General features: G+C 72.5%; 13 protein-coding genes. 6 read left to right on the top strand and 7 right to left on the bottom strand.

Annotated features, from left to right (window positions below; genetic code table 11):
• Positions 1-74: 74 nt before the first annotated feature.
• From C3492_RS34305 to C3492_RS34285, 5 genes are read right to left on the bottom strand one after another with little or no spacing between them, the layout of a single operon-like run.
• Positions 75-680, bottom strand: a complete 606-nt coding sequence (locus tag C3492_RS34305; protein ID WP_103816538.1) for an ATP/GTP-binding protein — start codon at positions 678-680, stop codon at positions 75-77.
• On the bottom strand, positions 661-4,299 hold the full coding sequence (locus tag C3492_RS34300; RefSeq protein WP_103816537.1) for a hydantoinase B/oxoprolinase family protein: 3,639 nt from the start codon (positions 4,297-4,299) through the stop codon (positions 661-663). Before C3492_RS34300 ends, C3492_RS34305 begins: the two co-directional genes overlap by 20 nt.
• Positions 4,300-4,323: 24 nt before the next feature.
• Positions 4,324-4,719, bottom strand: a complete 396-nt coding sequence (locus C3492_RS34295) for a DUF742 domain-containing protein (protein ID WP_103816536.1) — start codon at positions 4,717-4,719, stop codon at positions 4,324-4,326.
• Between the two features lie 9 nt (positions 4,720-4,728).
• The gene (locus tag C3492_RS34290) at positions 4,729-5,163 is read right to left on the bottom strand and encodes a roadblock/LC7 domain-containing protein (RefSeq protein WP_103816535.1); all 435 of its coding nucleotides are present in this window, start codon (positions 5,161-5,163) and stop codon (positions 4,729-4,731) included.
• Entirely contained in the window at positions 5,160-8,042 is a 2,883-nt protein-coding gene (locus tag C3492_RS34285) for a nitrate- and nitrite sensing domain-containing protein (RefSeq protein ID WP_103816534.1), read from the bottom strand. Before C3492_RS34285 ends, C3492_RS34290 begins: the two co-directional genes overlap by 4 nt.
• Before the next feature lie 419 nt (positions 8,043-8,461).
• Here C3492_RS34285 and C3492_RS34275 point away from each other — a divergent pair, with 419 nt between their 5' ends.
• On the top strand, positions 8,462-8,995 hold the full coding sequence (locus tag C3492_RS34275) for a hypothetical protein (RefSeq protein WP_103816550.1): 534 nt from the start codon (positions 8,462-8,464) through the stop codon (positions 8,993-8,995).
• 430 nt (positions 8,996-9,425) lie between these two features.
• Here the strand turns inward: C3492_RS34275 and C3492_RS34270 are convergent, their stop codons facing one another.
• Positions 9,426-10,631 (bottom strand): NAD(P)/FAD-dependent oxidoreductase, encoded by a 1,206-nt coding sequence (locus tag C3492_RS34270; RefSeq protein WP_181140696.1) that lies wholly within the window; start codon positions 10,629-10,631, stop codon positions 9,426-9,428.
• A gap of 121 nt (positions 10,632-10,752) precedes the next feature.
• Positions 10,753-11,076, bottom strand: coding sequence for a bifunctional 3-phenylpropionate/cinnamic acid dioxygenase ferredoxin subunit (locus tag C3492_RS34265; protein WP_014671438.1), 324 nt, complete (start codon positions 11,074-11,076; stop codon positions 10,753-10,755).
• 301 nt (positions 11,077-11,377) lie between these two features.
• On the opposite strand from C3492_RS34265, the gene C3492_RS34260 reads away from it, so the two are divergent.
• The 5 genes from C3492_RS34260 (at position 11,378) to solA (ending at position 17,964) form a co-directional block, all read left to right on the top strand.
• Complete coding sequence (locus tag C3492_RS34260; RefSeq protein ID WP_181140695.1) at positions 11,378-12,217, top strand: IclR family transcriptional regulator; 840 nt, start codon at positions 11,378-11,380, stop codon at positions 12,215-12,217.
• A gap of 231 nt (positions 12,218-12,448) precedes the next feature.
• The gene (locus tag C3492_RS34255; RefSeq protein WP_103816532.1) at positions 12,449-13,534 is read left to right on the top strand and encodes an S-(hydroxymethyl)mycothiol dehydrogenase; all 1,086 of its coding nucleotides are present in this window, start codon (positions 12,449-12,451) and stop codon (positions 13,532-13,534) included.
• A gap of 2 nt (positions 13,535-13,536) precedes the next feature.
• Positions 13,537-14,154, top strand: a complete 618-nt coding sequence (locus C3492_RS34250) for an MBL fold metallo-hydrolase (RefSeq protein WP_103816531.1) — start codon at positions 13,537-13,539, stop codon at positions 14,152-14,154.
• 148 nt (positions 14,155-14,302) lie between these two features.
• Positions 14,303-16,765: an FAD-dependent oxidoreductase gene (locus C3492_RS34245; RefSeq protein WP_103816530.1), complete on the top strand. Its 2,463-nt coding sequence runs from the start codon at positions 14,303-14,305 to the stop codon at positions 16,763-16,765.
• Between the two features lie 8 nt (positions 16,766-16,773).
• Entirely contained in the window at positions 16,774-17,964 is a 1,191-nt protein-coding gene (gene solA / locus C3492_RS34240; protein ID WP_103816529.1) for an N-methyl-L-tryptophan oxidase, read from the top strand.
• The last annotated feature ends 11 nt before the right edge of the window (positions 17,965-17,975 follow it).

Genomic DNA, 17,975 nt, shown 5'->3' with positions numbered 1-17,975 from the left:
ACGCGCGCGTGGGCGCGGCGCACAGGACCACGGCCCGTACCCCGGTCGGCGGGGGTACGGGCCGTGTCCCGCGGTCACCGCATGACGGCCTCGCGGCGGTCGGCCGCGTACTCCATCGCGTGCTGGACCAGTCCGACGAGCACCTCCTTGACCGACTCCCGGTCACGGGCGTCGCACAGCAGGAGGGGCACGTCGTCGTCCAGGTCGAGGGCCTGACGGACGGATTCCACGGGGTGACGGGCGGCTCCCTCGAAGCAGTTGACGCCGACGAGGAAGGGGATGGAACGCCGCTCGAAGTAGTCGACGGCGGCGAAGCAGTCCTCCAGGCGGCGCGTGTCGGCGAGCACCACGGCTCCGAGCGCGCCCTCGGACAGCTCGTCCCACATGAACCAGAACCGCTCCTGCCCGGGCGTGCCGAAGAGGTAGAGCACCAGGTCCTCGCGCAGGGTGATCCGGCCGAAGTCCATGGCCACCGTGGTGGTGTGCTTTCCCTCCACACCGCTGGTGTCGTCGACGGGCCGCCCGGCCTCGGTGAGCAGTTCCTCGGTGCGCAGCGGCCTGATCTCGCTGACCGTCCCCACGAGGGTCGTCTTGCCCACGCCGAAGCCGCCGGCCACGAGGATCTTGAGCGTGACGGGCTCGACCGGAGCCTTGCCGCGCTCAGAACGCCCGAAGATCATCGATCTCTTCTCCTGCTTGATGGGGGTCGGGCGACGGTCGGCCGTAGCCACCGCCACCGGGGGTCTCGATGACGAGCAGGTCGCCGGGGCCGACGTCGGCCGAGCCGCTTCCGCCCAGGTCGGTGACCGTGCCGTCGGCGCGCTCCACCCGGTTGGCGCCGAGCGCCCCGGGGGCTCCGCCGGCCATGCCGTACGGGGGCACGCGGCGGTGCTGGGAGAGCGTGGAGACGGTCATCGGTTCGAGGAACCGGATGCGGCGCACGGCTCCGTCGCCGCCGCGCCACCGTCCGGCACCGCCGCTGCACCGCCGGACGGCGAACTCCTCCAGCCGGACCGGTAGCCGCCATTCCAGGACTTCCGGGTCCGTGAGCCGGGAGTTGGTCATGTGGGTCTGGACCACGTCGGCGCCCGGGAAACCATCGCCGGCGCCGGATCCTGAGGCGACGGTTTCGTAGTACTGGTGCCGCTCGTTGCCGAAGGTGACGTTGTTCATGGTGCCCGAGCCCTCGGCCTGGACGCCGAGCGCGGCGTAGAGGGCGCCGGTGATGGCCTGGGAGGTTTCGACGTTGCCCGCGACCACGGCGGCGGGCGGCTCGGGGGCGAGCATCGAGCCGGACGGCACGACGATGTCCAGCGGGCGCAGACAGCCGTCGTTGAGCGGGATCTCATCGGCGACGAGCGTGCGGAAGACGTAGAGGACGGCCGCGTTGACCACCGCGGCGGGCGCGTTGAAGTTGGTGGTGAGCTGCGCGGAGGTGCCGGTGAAGTCGATGGTCGCCCGGCGCTCGGTGCGGTCGACACGGACGCGGACCCGGATGACGGCCCCGGAGTCGGTCTCATAGGCGTACTCGCCGTCGTCCAGGGCGTCGATGACGCGGCGGACGGCCTCCTCGGCGTTGTCCTGGACGTGCCGCATGTAGGCCAGGACGACGTCGAGGCCGAACTCCTCGATCATGCGCCGCACCTCGTCGACGCCCTTGTGGTTGGCGGCGATCTGGGCGCGCAGGTCGGCGAGGTTGGTGCGCGGGTTGCGGGACGGGTACCGCGCCTCGGTGAGGAGGCGGTGGGTCTCCTCTTCCCGGAAGCGGCCGTTCTCGGCGAGGAGCCAGTTGTCGAAGAGGACGCCCTCTTCCTCGATGGTGCGGCTGTGGGCCGGCATGGAGCCGGGGGCGATGCCGCCGATCTCGGCGTGGTGACCGCGTGAGGCGACGTGGAAGAGGATCCGCGGTTCACTCCGCGTGTCCGTGGCCACGTCGGTGTCGAAGACGGGGGTGATCACGGTGACGTCGGGCAGGTGCGTGCCACCGTGGTAGGGGTCGTTGACGGCGTAGGTGTCGCCCGGCCGCATGGCGGAGCCGCGCCGGCGGATGACCTCTTTGACGCTGGTGCCCATGGATCCCAGGTGGACGGGGATGTGGGGGGCGTTGGCCACCAGGTTTCCGTCCGGGTCGAACAGAGCGCAAGAGAAGTCCAGCCGCTCCTTGATGTTGACGGACTGGGCCGTGGACTCCAGCCGCGCGCCCATCTGTTCGGCGATCGACATGAAGAGGTTGTTGAAGACCTCAAGCAGAACCGGATCGGATTCCGTGTCCACATCGGAACTCTGCGTGATCGCCGCGCGTTCCATGAGCAGATGCCCGTCATCGGTCGCGGCGGCCCGCCAGCCGTCGTCGACGACGGTCGTGGCGCCGGCCTCCGTGATGATCGCGGGGCCGGTGACGGCCTCGCCGGGAGGAAGGGCCTCCCGGCGGTGGAGGGGTACGTCGCGCCAGGCACCGCCGGTGTGGAGACGGACGGTGCCGGGCGCCTGGGCACGGCCCTCGTACGGGGCGAGGGCGGAGAGATCGGGGGGTGCGGTGATGCCGGTGGCTTCGACGGAGAGCGCTTCCACGACGACCGGGCGGTCGAGTGTGAAGGAGTACGTGGCGCGATGACGTTCCTCGAAGGCGTTCCGCATGGCGTCGGGCCCGGAGAGCTCGACGGTGAGGGTGGTGTCGGTACCGTCGTAGCGGAGCTGGGCGCGGCGGATGACCTGGATGCGGTCCTCCGGGATGTCCTCGGCGACGAGTTCGGCCCGTGCTGCGGCCTCCAGGTCGTCGGCCGTCCGGCGGATGCCGGGCATGGAGGCGGCTTCCAGGGGTGCTTCCACGGAGTGCTCGCGCATGGCCGTGGTGTCGGCGAGGCCGATGCCGAGCGCGGAGAGCACACCGGCCATGGGGGGTACGAGGACGGTCCGGATGCCGAGCGAGTCGGCGACCCGGCACGCGTGCTGGCCGCCCGCTCCACCGAAGGTGGTCAGGGCGTAACGGGTGACGTCATGGCCCTTCTGGACGGAGATCCGCTTCACCGCGTTGGCGATGTTGGCCACGGCGATCCGCAGGTAGCCCTCGGCCACCTGTTCCGGGGTGCGGTCGTCGCCTGTCTGTTCGTGGATCTCGCGCGCGAGGGCGGTGAACCGGTCACGGACGAGGGCGGCGTCCAGTGGCTGGTCACCACCGGGACCGAACACGGCCGGGAAGTGGGCGGGCTGGATGCGGCCGAGCATGACGTTGGCGTCGGTGACGGTGAGCGGGCCGCCCGCGCGGTAGCAGGCGGGGCCGGGGTCGGCGCCGGCCGAGTCGGGGCCGACCCGGTAGCGGGAGCCGTCGAAGTGGAGGACGGAGCCGCCGCCGGCGGCGACGGTGTGGATGTCCAGCATGGGTGCCCGCAGCCGGACACCCGCGATCTGCGTGGTGAAGACCCGCTCGTACGCGCCGGCGAAGTGCGAGACGTCGGTGGAGGTGCCGCCCATGTCGAAGCCGATGACGCGGTCGAAACCGGCGCGTTGCGACATGCGGGCCATGCCGACGATGCCGCCGGCCGGTCCGGAGAGGATGGCGTCCTTGCCGCGGAACTGCCCGGCCTCCGTCAGCCCGCCGTTGGACTGCATGAACATCAGCCGTACGCCCCGCAGTTCGTCGGCGACGTGCCGCACGTAGCGGCGCAGCACGGGCGAGAGGTAGGCGTCCACGACGGCGGTGTCCCCGCGCGGGACGAGTTTCATCAGCGGGCTGACCTCGCTGGACAGCGAGATCTGCGGGAAGCCGATGCGTGCGGCGAGTTCGCCGACGGCACGTTCGTGGCCGGGGTGGAGATGGCTGTGCAGGCAGACGACGGCGACCGCGCGGATCCCGTCGTCGTACGCCTCCCGGAGCGGACCCTCCAGGGCGTCCAGGTCGGGCGCGCGCAGGACGGTGCCGTCGGCGGCGACGCGTTCGTCCACCTCCACGACCCGTTCGTGGAGCAACTCGGGCAGCTCGATGCGGCGGGCGAAGATGCGGGGGCGGTTCTGGTAGGCGATGCGCAGGGCGTCGCGGAAGCCGCGGGTGACGACGAGGAGGGTGCGCTCGCCCTTGCGTTCCAGCAGGGCGTTGGTGGCGACCGTGGTGCCCATGCGAACGGCCTCGACGGGCTCCCGGGAGCCGCCCAGGATTTCGCGTACGCCGGCGACGGCCGCGTCGGAGTACCGTGCCGGGTTGTCGGACAGCAGTTTGTGCGTGAGCAGCCGGCCGTCCGGGCGGCGCGCGACGATGTCGGTGAAGGTGCCGCCCCGGTCCACCCAGAACTGCCAGCCGGTCACGTCGCTACCTCGCTTCCGCGCCGGTCACAGCGCTCGGAGGCCGTTGATCACGTCGCGCAGAATACTCTCGTCCGGCAGCTCGGCCGGGGGCACCGGGCGGGTCACACGGACGAGTTCGGCGTGCACCAGGTCGCCGATGAGGACGCGGACGACACCGATGGGCAGGTCGAGTTCCGCGGCCAGTTCGGCGACCGACTGGGGCACGTCCCGGCAGAGTCCGACGATCTCCACGTGTTCGGGGGACAGTGTCGGGTCCGATTCCGGGTCGCCCGTGCCGGGCTCCGTGACGACCACCGCGATCAGGTCGAGGCGGTGCTGGCCCTCGCTCGTGGTGCGGCCACGCGTCATGGCGTACGGACGGACGACCGGCCCGGCCTCGTCGTCGAACCAGTGGTTTCTTCCCTGACCGTCTGCGCTCATGTCATCCCACTACCCGCCTGCGGGCAGATCGGTGCGCGGGGCGGTGCCCAGATGGACGCCGACCCGCTTGACCAGGAGCGTCATCTCGTAGGCGACCTGGCCGACGTCGGAGTCGGCGTCCGAGAGGACGGCGAGGCAGCTGCCGTCCCCGGCGGCGGTGACGAAGAGGAAGGCGTCATCCAGCTCGACCACCGTCTGCCGGACACTGCCCGCCTCGAAATGGCGGCCGACGCCCTTGGCGAGGCTGTGGAAGCCGGACGCCACGGCGGCCAGATGCTCGCTGTCCTCCCTGGTCAGGTCCTTGGAGACCCCCGTGGGCAGGCCGTCGCCGGACAGGATGACGGCCTTGCGGATGCTGGCGACGCGATCGACGAGATCGTCCAGGAGCCAGTCCAGCTCCCCCTTGTCCGTCGCTGTGTGGCCGGTCGCCTTCGGTGCGGTCATCGACCGTCCCCCTTAGTCGTTCCTCGTGCTGTGCCGTTCCGGGACTCGTCGCCCGCGGCGTTCTCCTCCCGGCCACGCTGCCAGCCGCGCTGGAGTGAGGCCATCCGGCTGCGGACCTCCTCGGCATCGCGGTCGGCGGGTGACGTCGCGCGCTCGGCGCGCCGGTCGGTGTCGTGTTTGAGCTGGGGGGCCAGGCTCGCCTGGCGCACGCGCCGGGGCAGCGGCCCGGTGCCCGGCTCCGGGGCCGGGTCAGCGACGGGTGCGGCGGTGCCGGAGCGGGGCGGGGCCGTGGCCTCGGAGCGGGATGGAGCCGTGTCCGCCGCACCGCGCGTGCCGGGGCGAGGAGATGCCGTGTCCGCCGGCCCGCCGGTGCCGGGTGTCCCGGTCCGGGTACGCCTGGGCAGCGCAGGAACGTCGGTGGCCGTTTCGGCGCTCCCGGCCGGCCTCGCGGTGCTGTCCTCGGCGTGGTCGGTGCGTGCGGTGGGGCGCCGGGAGGACGCGCCGCGGCGGCGGGTGGGCAGCGGGGCCGGTCCCTCCGTGTCGGAGCGGCGCGTGGCGGCGGAGGGCCCGGGGTCCGGTTCGCCGCGGCGGGGCCGCGGGTCGGTGACGGGCTTGCCGTGCGAGCTGACGAGCTTGGGCGTCTGCCGCCGGGGCAGCGGTACGGCCCCTTGCTCAGGGGTTCCGTCGTGCGGCAGGCGGTCGCCCGGCGGGGTGGCCGCCTGCTCCTCGGCGTCCGGGCGGACCCGGCGGGGGCGGAAGAGACCGCCGCGTTCGCTGTCCTCGTCCGGGAGGGCGCCGGGGAAGTCGTCCAGCGCGTCCAGATCGACGGGCGCCTCCAGCTCGACAGGGCCGTCCAGCAGGGAGGTCGGCAGACCGGGCAGCTGCAACGGGGCCGGGGACCGCCCGGCCCCGCGGCCCAGCGCCTGCTCGGTGCCCTTCGCCGGGCGGTCCCGGTCGAGCCGGAAGCCGACGCCGTTGGTGTCCGGGACGTCGTCGGTGAGCAGCGCGTCGGGGATGAACACGACGGCGGTGGTGCCGCCGTACGGCGACGGCTGGAGGGAGACCCGGACGTTCTGGCGCTGGGCGAGGCGGCTGACCACGAACAGGCCAAGCCGGTCGGTGTCGGAGAGTTCGAACTCGGGTGTCTCGGCGAGACGCAGATTGGCGTCCAGGAGTGCCTCGGCCGTCATGCCGAGGCCCCGGTCGTGGATCTCCAGGGTGAAACCGTTGGCGACCCGCTCGCCGAGGACCTGGACGGCGGTGTGCGGGGGCGAGAAGACGGTGGCGTTCTCCAGCAGCTCGGCCACGAGATGGGTGAGGTCGGCGACGGCGGGCCCGGTGACGGCCACCCGCGGCAGACGCCGGACCTCGATGCGCTCGTAGTCCTCGACCTCGGCGACGGCGGCACGGACGACGTCCATGAGCTGCACGGGCCGGCGCCACTGCCGGGAGGGCGCGGCTCCGGAGAGGATGACGAGGCCCTCGGCGTGCCGGCGCATGCGGGTGGTGAGGTGGTCCAGGCGGAACAGGTCGGCGAGTTCGTCGGTGTCCTCGGTCCGGCGCTCCATGCTGTCGAGCAGGGTGAGCTGCTTGTGCAGCAGCACCTGGCTGCGGCGGGCGAGGTTGACGAAGACCTCGGAGACGCCGGCCCGCAGCTCGGCCTGTTTGACGGCGGCCTCGACCGCCGCGCGCTGCAGGGTGTTGAGGGCCTGCCCGACCTCGCCGATCTCGTTCTTGTCGTACTCCAGGCGCGGGACCTCGGTCTCGACGTCGACCTGTTCGCCCGCGGACAGCCGGCGCATCACGCTGGGCAGCCGGACTCCGGACGCCTCGTGCGCCTCCAGGCGCAGCTGGCGCAGGTCCCGGATGAGGGAACGGCCGACCCGGACGGAGAGCACGACGGAGAGCAGGAGCGCGACCAGGCCGAGGGCGCCGGCGACGGCCGCCTGCACGATGACGCCGACCGCCACGGGGCGCATACGGTCCTGGAAGCGGTCGCCCACCTGGTCGTCCAGGGTGCCGAGTTCGTCCAGGACGGTTGCCGCGGAGGAGTCCCAGCTCTTCGCGGTGACATCGCCGGGGGTGCCGGAGTCCGAGGCGATGACGGTCCGTTCGGCCTCCCGCAGCGGGGCCGTGGTGGCGTTCTTCCAGAAGCGTTCGTAGCGGTCGCGCTCCGCGGCGGGCAGCAGCGGGAGGCTGATGTCGTACAGGAGGGTGCGCTGGGCGACGAGGTCGGAGATGTCACGGGTCTCGTCGCGGGTGAGCCGCCCGACGACGAGGGAGGAGCCGAGCAGGGCGTCCTCGCGGGAGAGCAACTCGCGGGCGCGGGTGACGTTCACCAGGGCGCGGGCCTGCTTGTCGAGCTCGACGTCGTCCAGGCCGTCGAGGGACGCGAGAAGCGCGTAGCAGGGGTCCACGAGACGGTTGTAGAGGTCGAGCGCCTGGGCGCGGGTGAGGGTGCCTCCCTCGACGCTGCGGCGCAGAGGCCCGAGACCGTCCAAGGCGTCCAGGACGGCGGTGAGGTGTTCGCCGTCGTCGGCGTCCACGTCGGCCCGGAGGTCCTGGTCCTTGGCGTTCCTGCGGATGGTGGCGATCACCCGGTCGGTCGCGGCGCGGGTACGGCGCAGCGACGAAAGGGCCTCGGAGGCGCGCGGGTCGGCGAGGTAGACGAGGGTCTGGCGGCGCTCCTGCTGCAGGACGCGAACGGTGTCCTCGGTGGGGTAGCCGATGTCCTCGACGACGTCGGTCACGCGGAACAGCTGGGTGACCTCACGCCCCGTGAGCACCGTGGCGAAGCCCCAGACAGCGGCCAGGGACACCAGCGGCACGAGAAGCAGCGCCACGATCTTCCGGCGGATCGACTTCCCGCGAAAGCGCATGGCCTCCCCCAGCTCGACCCCCGCCGGCCGGGGGTGCTCATGTCCGTCAACAAACGGCGCGAGCCTACTACCGCCTCACAGTTAACTCGAAGACATGTCCGGAGGGCGAACTTCCGCACCGGCTGCCGGACATGGCGAGTTGTCCGGGCATGGGGGGAGATCGCCACCGCGATCAGGACACCCGCGCGGTGCTGCGACAGCCACGCGGCCGGGCGGTTGGCCGGAATTTTTCGCCAGTTGGGAATCTTCGGGGTATCTCGCGCGTCCTTCTCTATGGGAAATGGGGGCGGAATGGGCCACAGGAGCCGCATCCCGCATCCCGGCGGCGTAAAGCAGCGCAAGCCGGGCAGCCACTGGGGAGTCGGGGTCTTCGGATGCCGGGGGCGAGCGGTCTGCCGGCGGTGGGGAGTGACACGGTGATGGGCACGGCGGAGCGGAGCGGGGCACCCGAGGAGAGCGTGGCGGAGCGCTCGCAGGCGCGGTGGGGGAAGGAGGCACCGGATCGGGGCATTCCGAGGCCGGAGCACGCCGGGGAGCCCGGTGGTGACGAACAGCGGCAGACCTACCGCCCGTTGTGGATCGAGGAGCCCGCGCGCCGGCACCCGTTGCCCGATCCGGTGCGTACGGCGGCGGTGCGGGCGGTCCTCTTCATAGCGGTGACGCTGATCCAGGCGATGGTGGCGTTCCTGTGCACGCTGGCCGGGTCCTGGCTGGCGTTCCCCATGGTGATCAGCGGTGTGGCCAGCACGGTGGTGGCCACCTGGGCCGTGGTCGACGTATGGGTCACCCGCCAGGTGTGGAACCAGCGGTACGGCGTGGTCTCCGAGCCGAGCAGCACGGCCCGGTCCCTGCGCCGGGAGCGGCGCGCCCGCCGACGCCAGGAGCGGGCGGGCGTGCGGGAACAGGAGCGGATACGCCGGACCGGCGGCGCGGGGCGGCTGTCGCACTCCTGACTTCTGACGGACGGCGCCGCAACCGCCGGCGATCAGGCTCACCGGGGCCCTGGGTGCCGGAAACCTGGGTGCCGGAACCTGGATGCCGAAAGCCCGGTCGCCGCGCCCCGGTAACCCGGCGGGCAAGGGGACGCACGGAACCTGGCCGGCCCACCGGACCAAGCCGGCGGAGACGCAGGCCATCGGAGGCAAGGGCCACACAAGAACAGTGCCACCAGCAGCCCTGGCCATCGGGAAACCCGGCCACGAGGAGCACAGGTCACCGGGGAATCCAGCCACCCGGAGCACCGTCCATCAGAAATCCGGCCATCCATAGCGCAGCCCACCGGAAGCAAGGATGATCGGAAGGCCCGGCCACCAACAGCCGGCCCGCCGGGATCCGGAGCCGAGCCCGCACACCGCCGGCGATCCGCGGCCGGCACCGGACCCGTCACAGCGCGGCCGGCTCCACCCGCGGCTCTCCCGTCCACCGCCGTTCCTCTCGCTGGAGTTCGCGTCGGGCCCGCATGAAGGCGCGGGGTCGGTCCACTCCGAGTACGGCGACGGTACGGCCGTCCCGTTCATAACGGGCGAGGAAGCCGGACTCACCGGGGGCGCCGTCGTCGGTGATCTCGCCCTCGGTGACGTGGACGGTGTCGCCCTCGCGGTACCGGCCCGCGAACTGGATCCGGGAGTCGTACTGGTCGGACCAGAAATACGGCAGCGTGCGAGCGGTCGCGACGGTGTGGCCGGCGAGAAGGTTGGCCACGGCGGCGCGGGGCTGCTCGGTGGCGGAGGTCCAGTGTTCGGCCCGGGTGCCGCCCACCCGGGCGACGTCACCGATCGCGACCACCTGGGGCAGGGCGGTCACGCAGCCGTCGTCGCACAGCACACCGTCGTGCAGCGCGAGTGCTGAGCCCACGAGCCAGTCGGTGTGGGGGCGGGCGCCGATGCCGACGATCACGACGTCGGCGGGCAGTCTGCGGCCGTCGGTGAGGTCGACGCCGGTGACGGTGGCGGTGCCCCGGAGCGCGGCCACGCCGGTGCCGGTGACCAGTTCCACCCCGCCGCGGCGGTGCAGGGCGGCGCAGACCTCGGCCATCCGGGCGCCGAGTTGGGGCACGAGCGGTAGCGGGGCGGCCTCGACCACCGTGACGTCGTGGCCGAGCCGGGCACACGAGGAAGCGGTCTCGGCGCCGATGAAGCCGCCGCCGATGACGACGACCCGGCGGTGCTCCACGGTGAGTTCGGCGCGCAGGGCGCGGGCGTCGTCCAGGGTGCGCAGGGTGTGGACCCCGGCGAGGCGGTCGCCGGGCAGTCGGCGGGCGGCGGCGCCGGTGGCGATGACGACGCCGTCGGTGGAGACCGTGCGGCCGTCGCCGAGGAGGACGGTACGGCCACGCGGGTCGAGCCCGCGAGCGCGGACGCCGAGTAGCCACTCGGCGTCGAGTGCGGCGGTCTCGTCGGCGTCGGTGAGGGCCAGTGCGCTCTCGTCGGCGCGGCCGATGAGGAAGCCCTTGGAGAGAGGAGGGCGGTCATAGGGGTGGTGGGGTTCCTCGCCGACGATCACGAGTCGGCCGTCGAAGCCCTGGGCGCGCAGCTCACGGGCGGCGTAGAGCCCGGAGAGGGAGGCGCCGACGATGGTCACGGTTCTCATACGGCACGGCTCCTGGCGTAGGGGGCGGGGCGGTGGGGGCAGGGCCGGGCGGGGCGGAGACGAGCGCCGGCGGGCGCGCGGCCGAGAACGGCGGAGGCGGGGTGCCGGTGCCTGTCGGTGGTCACGCGGCCGTGCCCTCCTCCGCGCCGAGGTGGACGTGCACGACGCCGTCCTCCACGGTGACGCGATGGGTGCGCACCGGGCGCCGGGCCGGCAGACAGGTCGGTTCGCCGGTGCGCAGGTCGAAGGACGCCGCGTGCAGCGGGCATTCGACCAGGCAGCCCTCCAGCCAGCCCTCGGAGAGGGAGGCGTCCTGGTGGGTGCAGGTGTCGTCGATGGCGTACAGCTCGCCGTCCTCCGTGCGGAACACGGCGATCGGCGGTGTGCTCGCGACGCGGACGGACTCACCCTCGGGGAGGTCTTCGAGGCGGCAGACGGGAATCACGGGCCCCCCTCTCGGTCCGGGACACACGGTCCGGGACCTGCTCGATGCAGGCGTCAAGGATGCTGCCGGGAGCCCGGACCCACGTCGGTCCGGCCCGGTGAAGCGGCAAGGGAGTGACGGACCGCCAACGGTCCCGGCGGTCCGGCACCCTTCCGGGATCCGGACGCTTCGGTAACATGATGTTTCGCATGGCGCACGATCCGGCGCTATGCGCAACAGAATCCGGGCGGGACGACCGTCGCGTCAAGGGCTTCCCGCAGATGCGGCCCGAACCGGGCCCACAGGTGGTGAGAGTTGAGCCATGACCCGCACGCAGAAGCAGTCTGACCCCAGCGAGGAAACCACGGAGAACCCAGGGACCCCGGAGAGGCAGAGCGGCCGCGGAGCCGCCGGCGCGGTGCAGTCGGTGGACCGCGCCGTGAGCGTGCTGGAGATCCTGGCGCGGCACGGCGAGGCGGGCGTCACCGAGATCGCCGAGGAGCTGGACGTCCACAAGTCCACGGCGTTCCGGCTGCTCGGCGTCCTGGAGAACCGTGGCCTGGTGGCCCAGGCCAAGGACCGCGGCAAGTACTACCTGGGGGCCGGCGTCCTGCGCCTGGCGGGGGCGGCGGCGGTGCGTCTCGACATCTCCCAGGAGGGCGTCCCGGTCTGCCGGGAGGTCGCCGACGAGCTGGGCGAGACGGTCAACATCGCCGTGCTCGACGACGACGCGGCGGTCAACATCATGCAGGCGCGCGGCACCGCGTCCGTCACCGCGCAGAACTGGCTCGGCAGACGCACCCCGCTGCACGCCACCTCCAGCGGGAAGGTGCTCCTCGCGCACATGCCGCCGACCCTGCGCGAGGGCCTGCTGGCACGGCCGTTGCCGCGGTTCACGGACCGTACGATCACCGGCGCGGCGATGCTGCGCGCCGAACTGGAGGCCGTGGTGGAGCAGGGCTACGGCGTCACGATCGAGGAGCTGGAGCTGGGGCTCGCGGCCGTCGCGGCGCCGGTGCGCGCCCACGACGGAAAGGTGATCGCCGCGATCAGCGTGTCGGGTCCGGTCTACCGGCTCAACGCGGACCGGCTGCCGGAGGTGGCCAAGCGGACGGTCGCCGCGGGCGCCGAGCTGTCCCGGCGGATGGGATACGGCTTCTGAGGGGTCCCGACTCGGCCGATCGCCCACGCGCTCAGCACGCTCACGACCCCCACCACGGCGCGGGACCGGAAGCTTCCGGTCCCGCGCCGCCGTGTGTCCGACAGGTTTCACCCCCCAGGTTCCTTTTGCCAAGGGTTAACGCGCACCCCTTGACGGCCCTGTGACGCCGTTCTCAATATGTTCCCCATCGCGCAACCCATCGTGCAATGCGCAACAGCAGAGGAGCTTGTCGTGCCACACGAGGTCCGTGCCGTAGTCGCTGGGAAGAAGGGCGCACCCGTGGAGGTGCGGACGATCGTCGTCCCGGACCCGGGTCCCGGCGAGGTGCTCGTCAAGGTGCAGGCCTGCGGGGTGTGCCACACGGATCTCCACTACCGCGAGGGCGCGATCACCGACGACTTCCCGTTCCTGCTGGGACACGAGGCGGCCGGCACCGTCGAGTCCGTCGGCCCCGGCGTCACCGATCTGAAGCCCGGCGACTACGTCGTACTGGCCTGGCGGGCGCCGTGCGGCAGCTGCCGTTCCTGCCGCCGGGGCCGGCCCTGGTACTGCTTCGACTCCCGCAACGCCGCACAGCCCATGACGCTGCTGGACGGCACCCCGCTCAGCAACGCGCTCGGCATCGGTGCCTTCGCCGAGAAGACGCTGGTCGCGGCGGGCCAGGCGGTGAAGATCGACCCGGCGGCGCGGCCCGAGGCGGCCGGTCTCATCGGCTGCGGGGTGATGGCCGGTTACGGCGCGGCGGTCAACACCGGCAACGTCGGCCGGGGCGACTCGGTCGCCGTCATCGGCTGCGGCGGCGTCGGCAACGCGGCCGTCGCGGGCGCCTGCCTCAACGGCGCCATGAAGGTGATCGCCGTGGACATCGACGACAAGAAGCTGGACCAGGCCGAGAAGTTCGGCGCCACGCACACCGTCAACTCCCGGGGCACCGACCCGGTCGAGGCGGTCCGGGAGCTCACCGACGGGCACGGCGTGGACATCGCGATCGACGCGGTCGGCCGTCCCGAGACCTTCCTCCAGGCCTTCTACATGCGCGACCACGCGGGCCTGTTGGTCCAGGTCGGCGTCCCGGCCCCCGAGATGAAGGTGGAACTCCCGCTGATCGACGTCTTCTCGCGCGGCGGCGCCATCAAGTCCTCCTGGTACGGCGACTGTCTGCCGAGCCGGGACTTCCCGTTCCTGATCGACCAGTACCTCTACGGCCTGCTCGACCTCAACGCGTTCGTGTCCGAGACGATCCCCCTGGACCAGGTGGAGGAGGCGTTCGGCAAGATGCACCGCGGTGAGGTGCTGCGCTCGGTGGTGGTCCTGTGAGCGTGCGCGGGGCCGTACGCGCCGAGCGGGTCGTCACCTCCGGGACGTTCAGCCTGGACGGTGGGACGTTCGACGTCGACAACAACGTCTGGCTGGTCGGCGACGACGAGGTGCTCGTGCTGGACGCCGCGCACGACGCCGAGGCGGTCCACCGCGCCACCGCCGGCCGGCGGGTCACCGCCATCGTCTGCACCCACGCCCACGACGACCACATCGACGCGGCGCCCGAGCTCTCCGTCCTGACCGGCGCGCCGGTACTCCTGCACCCCGACGACACCGAGTTGTGGTCGCTCACCCATCCCGGTCGCAAGCCGGACGGCGAGCCGGCCGACGGCCGGATCCTCACGGTGGCCGGCATCGAGCTGCACGTCGTCCACACCCCCGGTCACACCTGGGGCAGCTGCTGCCTGCACGCCCCCTTCCTGAACGCCGTCTTCACCGGCGACACCCTCTTCCACGGCGGCCCCGGCGCCACGGGCCGCTCCTACTCCGACCGCCCGGCGATCGAGGCGTCCATCCGCGCCCGGCTGCTGACCCTCCCGGGTGACACCGTCGTCCACCCCGGCCACGGCCAGGACACGACTATCGCCGCCGAGCAGCCGAACGTCCCCGCCGCCTGAGCACCCCGCGACCGGCTCGCCCGCCACCTGCGCACCCCGCCGTCGGCCTCCCCCGCGGCCCAGCCTCCCCGCCTCCCCTGACCCAAGGGCCTCCCGCACCTACGCACAAGGGCCCGCACCCGCCATCCCCGCCACCACAAGGAGGGGCATGTCCAGCACCCCCGAGAACCGGTCCCAGGGACCCCGTGTCGTCGTCATCGGCGCCGGCATCGTCGGCTGCTCCCTGGCCGACGAGCTGACCGCCCGCGGCTGGACCGACGTCACCGTCCTCGAACAGGGCCCCCTGCCCGCCCCGGGCGGCTCCACCTCGCACGCCCCCGGACTCGTCTTCCAGACCAGCCCGTCCAAGACCCTCACGCAGTTCGCCCGGTACACCGTCGAGAAGTTCCGCGCCCTCGAAGTCGACGGCGTCTCCTGCTTCCACCAGGTCGGCGGCCTGGAACTGGCCACCACCCCCGAGCGGCTGGCCGACCTGCACCGACGGGCCGGTCACGCCGCCTCCTGGGGCATCCGGGGCGAGGTCGTGAGCACGGCCCGGTGCAAGGAACTCTGGCCGCTGCTGGACGAGTCGGTGGTCCTCGGCGGCTTCCACACCCCGGACGACGGCCTGGCCCGTGCCCTGCTCGCGGCCCGCGCCCAGATGGATCGCGCCACCGCGCGCGGGGCCCGCTTCCTGGACCGGCACACGGTCACCGGGATCGAGCAGCGGGACGGCCGGGTCACCGCGGTCGTCACCGACCGGGGCGCCTTCCCGGCCGACCACGTCGTCTCGGCGGCCGGATTCTGGGGCCCGGTGATCGGCCGCATGGCCGGGATCGACGTACCGCTCCAGCCCCTCGCGCACCAGTACGCGAAGACCGGGCCGCTGCCCGGGCTGCGCGGTGCCACGGCCGAGGCCACGCGGCCCATCCTCCGCTTCCAGGACCGCGACCTGTACTTCCGCGAGCACGCCGACCGCATCGGGATCGGTTCGTACGCGCACCGCCCGATGCCGGTGGATCCGTTCGCGGTCCCGGCGTACGACGAGGCGCGCGGCCGGGACATGGAGATGCCGTCCTCGTACCCCTTCACCGCCGAGGACTGGGCGCCGAGCTGGGAGGACTGCCGGCGGCTGCTGCCCGCGCTGCGGGAGTCCGAGATCGAGAGCGGGTTCAACGGGGTGTTCTCCTTCACGCCGGACGGCATGCCGGTGCTCGGGGAGGCGCGGCGGCTGCGGGGCTTCTGGCTGGCCGAGGCGGTCTGGGTCACCCATTCCGCGGGTGTCGCCAGGGCGGTGGCCGAGTGGATGGTGGACGGGCGGCCGTCCGTCGACGTGCACGAGTGCGACCTCACACGGTTCGAGGAAGCGCAGCGTTCACCGTCGTACGTCCGTGAGCGCGGGTCACAGCAGTTCGTCGAGGTGTACGACGTCCTCCACCCCCTCCAGCCCATGGAGCGGCCGCGGCCGCTGCGCGTCAGCCCCTTCTACGCACGCCAGCAGCAGCTCGGCGCGTTCTTCCTGGAGGGCGCCGGCTGGGAACGCCCGCACTGGTACGAGGCGAACGCCCCGCTCGTGGACGCCCTCGGCGACCTGCCCGAGCGCGACGCCTGGTCGGCCCGCTACTGGTCCCCCATCGCCGCCGCCGAGGCGAAGGCCACCCGCGAGAAGGTCGCCCTGTACGACATGACCCCGCTGCGCCGCCTGGAGGTGAGCGGCCCCGGCGCGCTCACCTTCCTCGACCGCATGACCAGCAACAACCTGCGCAAGAAGCCCGGCGCGGTCACGTACACCCTGCTCCTGGACGAGACCGGGGGCATCCGCTCCGATCTCACGGTCGCCCGTCTCGCCGCCGACCGCTTCCAGGTCGGCGCCAACTCCCCCGCCGACCTCGACCGGCTCCTGCGCCACGCCCCCGACGACGTCCAGATCCGCGACATCACCTCCGGCACCTGCTGCATCGGCGTCTGGGGCCCGCTCGCCCGCGCCCTCGTCCAGCCCCTGACCGGCGACGACTTCTCCCATGAAGGCTTCGGCTACTTCCGGGCGAAGCAGACGTACCTCGGACACGTGCCGGTGACGGCGATGCGCCTGAGCTACGTCGGCGAGCTGGGCTGGGAGCTGTACACCACGGCCGACCTGGGCCTGAGGCTGTGGGACACGCTGTGGGAGGCCGGGCGGGACCTGGGTGTGATCGCCGCGGGCCGCTCCGCCTTCAACTCGCTGCGCCTGGAGAAGGGCTACCGGGCGTGGGGCACCGACATGACCGACGAGCACACCCCCTTCGAGGCGGGCCTCGGCTTCGCCGTCCGCATGGACAAGGAGGACTTCGTCGGCAAGGCGGCGCTCCAGCGGGCCGGAGAACCCACCCGCCGGCTCACCCCGCTCCTGCTGGACGACCCCGCCGCCGTGGTCCTCGGCAAGGAACCGGTCTACGCCGACGGCGCCCCGGCCGGTTACGTGGCCAGCGCGTCGTACGGCTACACGCTGGGCCGCTGTGTCGCCTACGCCTGGCTGCCGGCCGGCCTCGCCACGGGCACCGGCGTGCACATCGAGTACTTCGGCGAGAAGGTCCCGGCGACCGTCGCCGACGAGCCGCTGTTCGACCCGAAGATGACCCGCATCCGCCGCTAGGAGGCCACGTGTCACCGTCTTACGACGTCATCGTCATCGGACTCGGCGGCATGGGCAGCGCCGCCGCCCACCACCTGTCCGCGCGCGGCGCCCGGGTCCTCGGCCTGGAGAAGTTCGGCCCGGTCCACAACCGCGGCTCCAGCCACGGCGGTTCGCGCGTCACCCGGCAGTCGTACTTCGAGGACCCGGCGTACGTGCCGCTGCTGCTGCGCGCCTACGAGCTGTACGAGGAGCTGGAGCGGGCCACCGGCCGGGACATCGCGATCCTCTCGGGTGGCGTGATGGTCGGCCCGCCCGAGTCCCGGACCGTCTCCGGCGCGCTGCGCTCGGCGACCGAGTGGGACCTGCCGCACGAGATGCTGGACGCGAAGGAGATCCGCCGCCGCTTCCCGACGCTCCACCCGTACGACGACGAAGTCGCCCTGTTCGAGGCGAAGGCGGGCCTGGTGCGGCCCGAGAACATGGTCGCCGCGCATCTCCAGCTGGCCACCCGGCAGGGTGCCGACCTGCACTTCGAGGAGCCGGTGCTGCGTTGGGAGCCGTACCGTGACGGGGTGCGTGTGCACACGGCCGAGAACACCTACACGGCCGGGCAGCTGGTGATCTGCCCCGGTGCCTGGGCGCCGCAGCTGCTCACCGACCTCGGGGTGCCGGTCACCGTCGAGCGGCAGGTCATGTACTGGTTCCAGCCGAAGGGCGGCACCGAGCCGTTCCGGCCCGAGAACCATCCGGTCTACATCTGGGAGGACGCGGCCGGCGTCCAGGTCTACGGCTTCCCGGCCATCGACGGCCCGGACCTCGGCGCCAAGGTCGCCTTCTTCCGCAAGGGGCGGGTGACGACCCCGGAGACCATCGACCGGACGGTGCACGAGGACGAGATCCGGGCCATGGCGGACCACATGTCCCGCTGCATCCCGGACCTGCCCGGCACCTTCCTGAAGGCCGCCACGTGCATGTACTCCAACACCCCGGACGAGCACTTCGTGCTGGCCCGGCACCCCGCCCACCCGGAGTCGGTGACCGTGGCCTGCGGCTTCTCCGGGCACGGGTTCAAGTTCGTGCCGGTCGTCGGCGAGATCCTGGCCGACCTGGCGCTGACCGGTGCCACCGCGCATCCCATCGGCCTGTTCGACCCCGCCCGCCCCCTGGCTCGGCCTCGTTCGAGCGGGGGCACCCCCACCGCCGCCGCGTCCGCCTGAGGAGCCCGCCC

The sequence above is a fragment of the Streptomyces sp. Ru62 genome (assembly GCF_002920615.1).
GTDB lineage: Bacteria > Actinomycetota > Actinomycetes > Streptomycetales > Streptomycetaceae > Streptomyces.
Note: the sequence above shows the minus strand (reverse complement) of the source record. Positions and strands in the feature narration are given on the sequence as shown.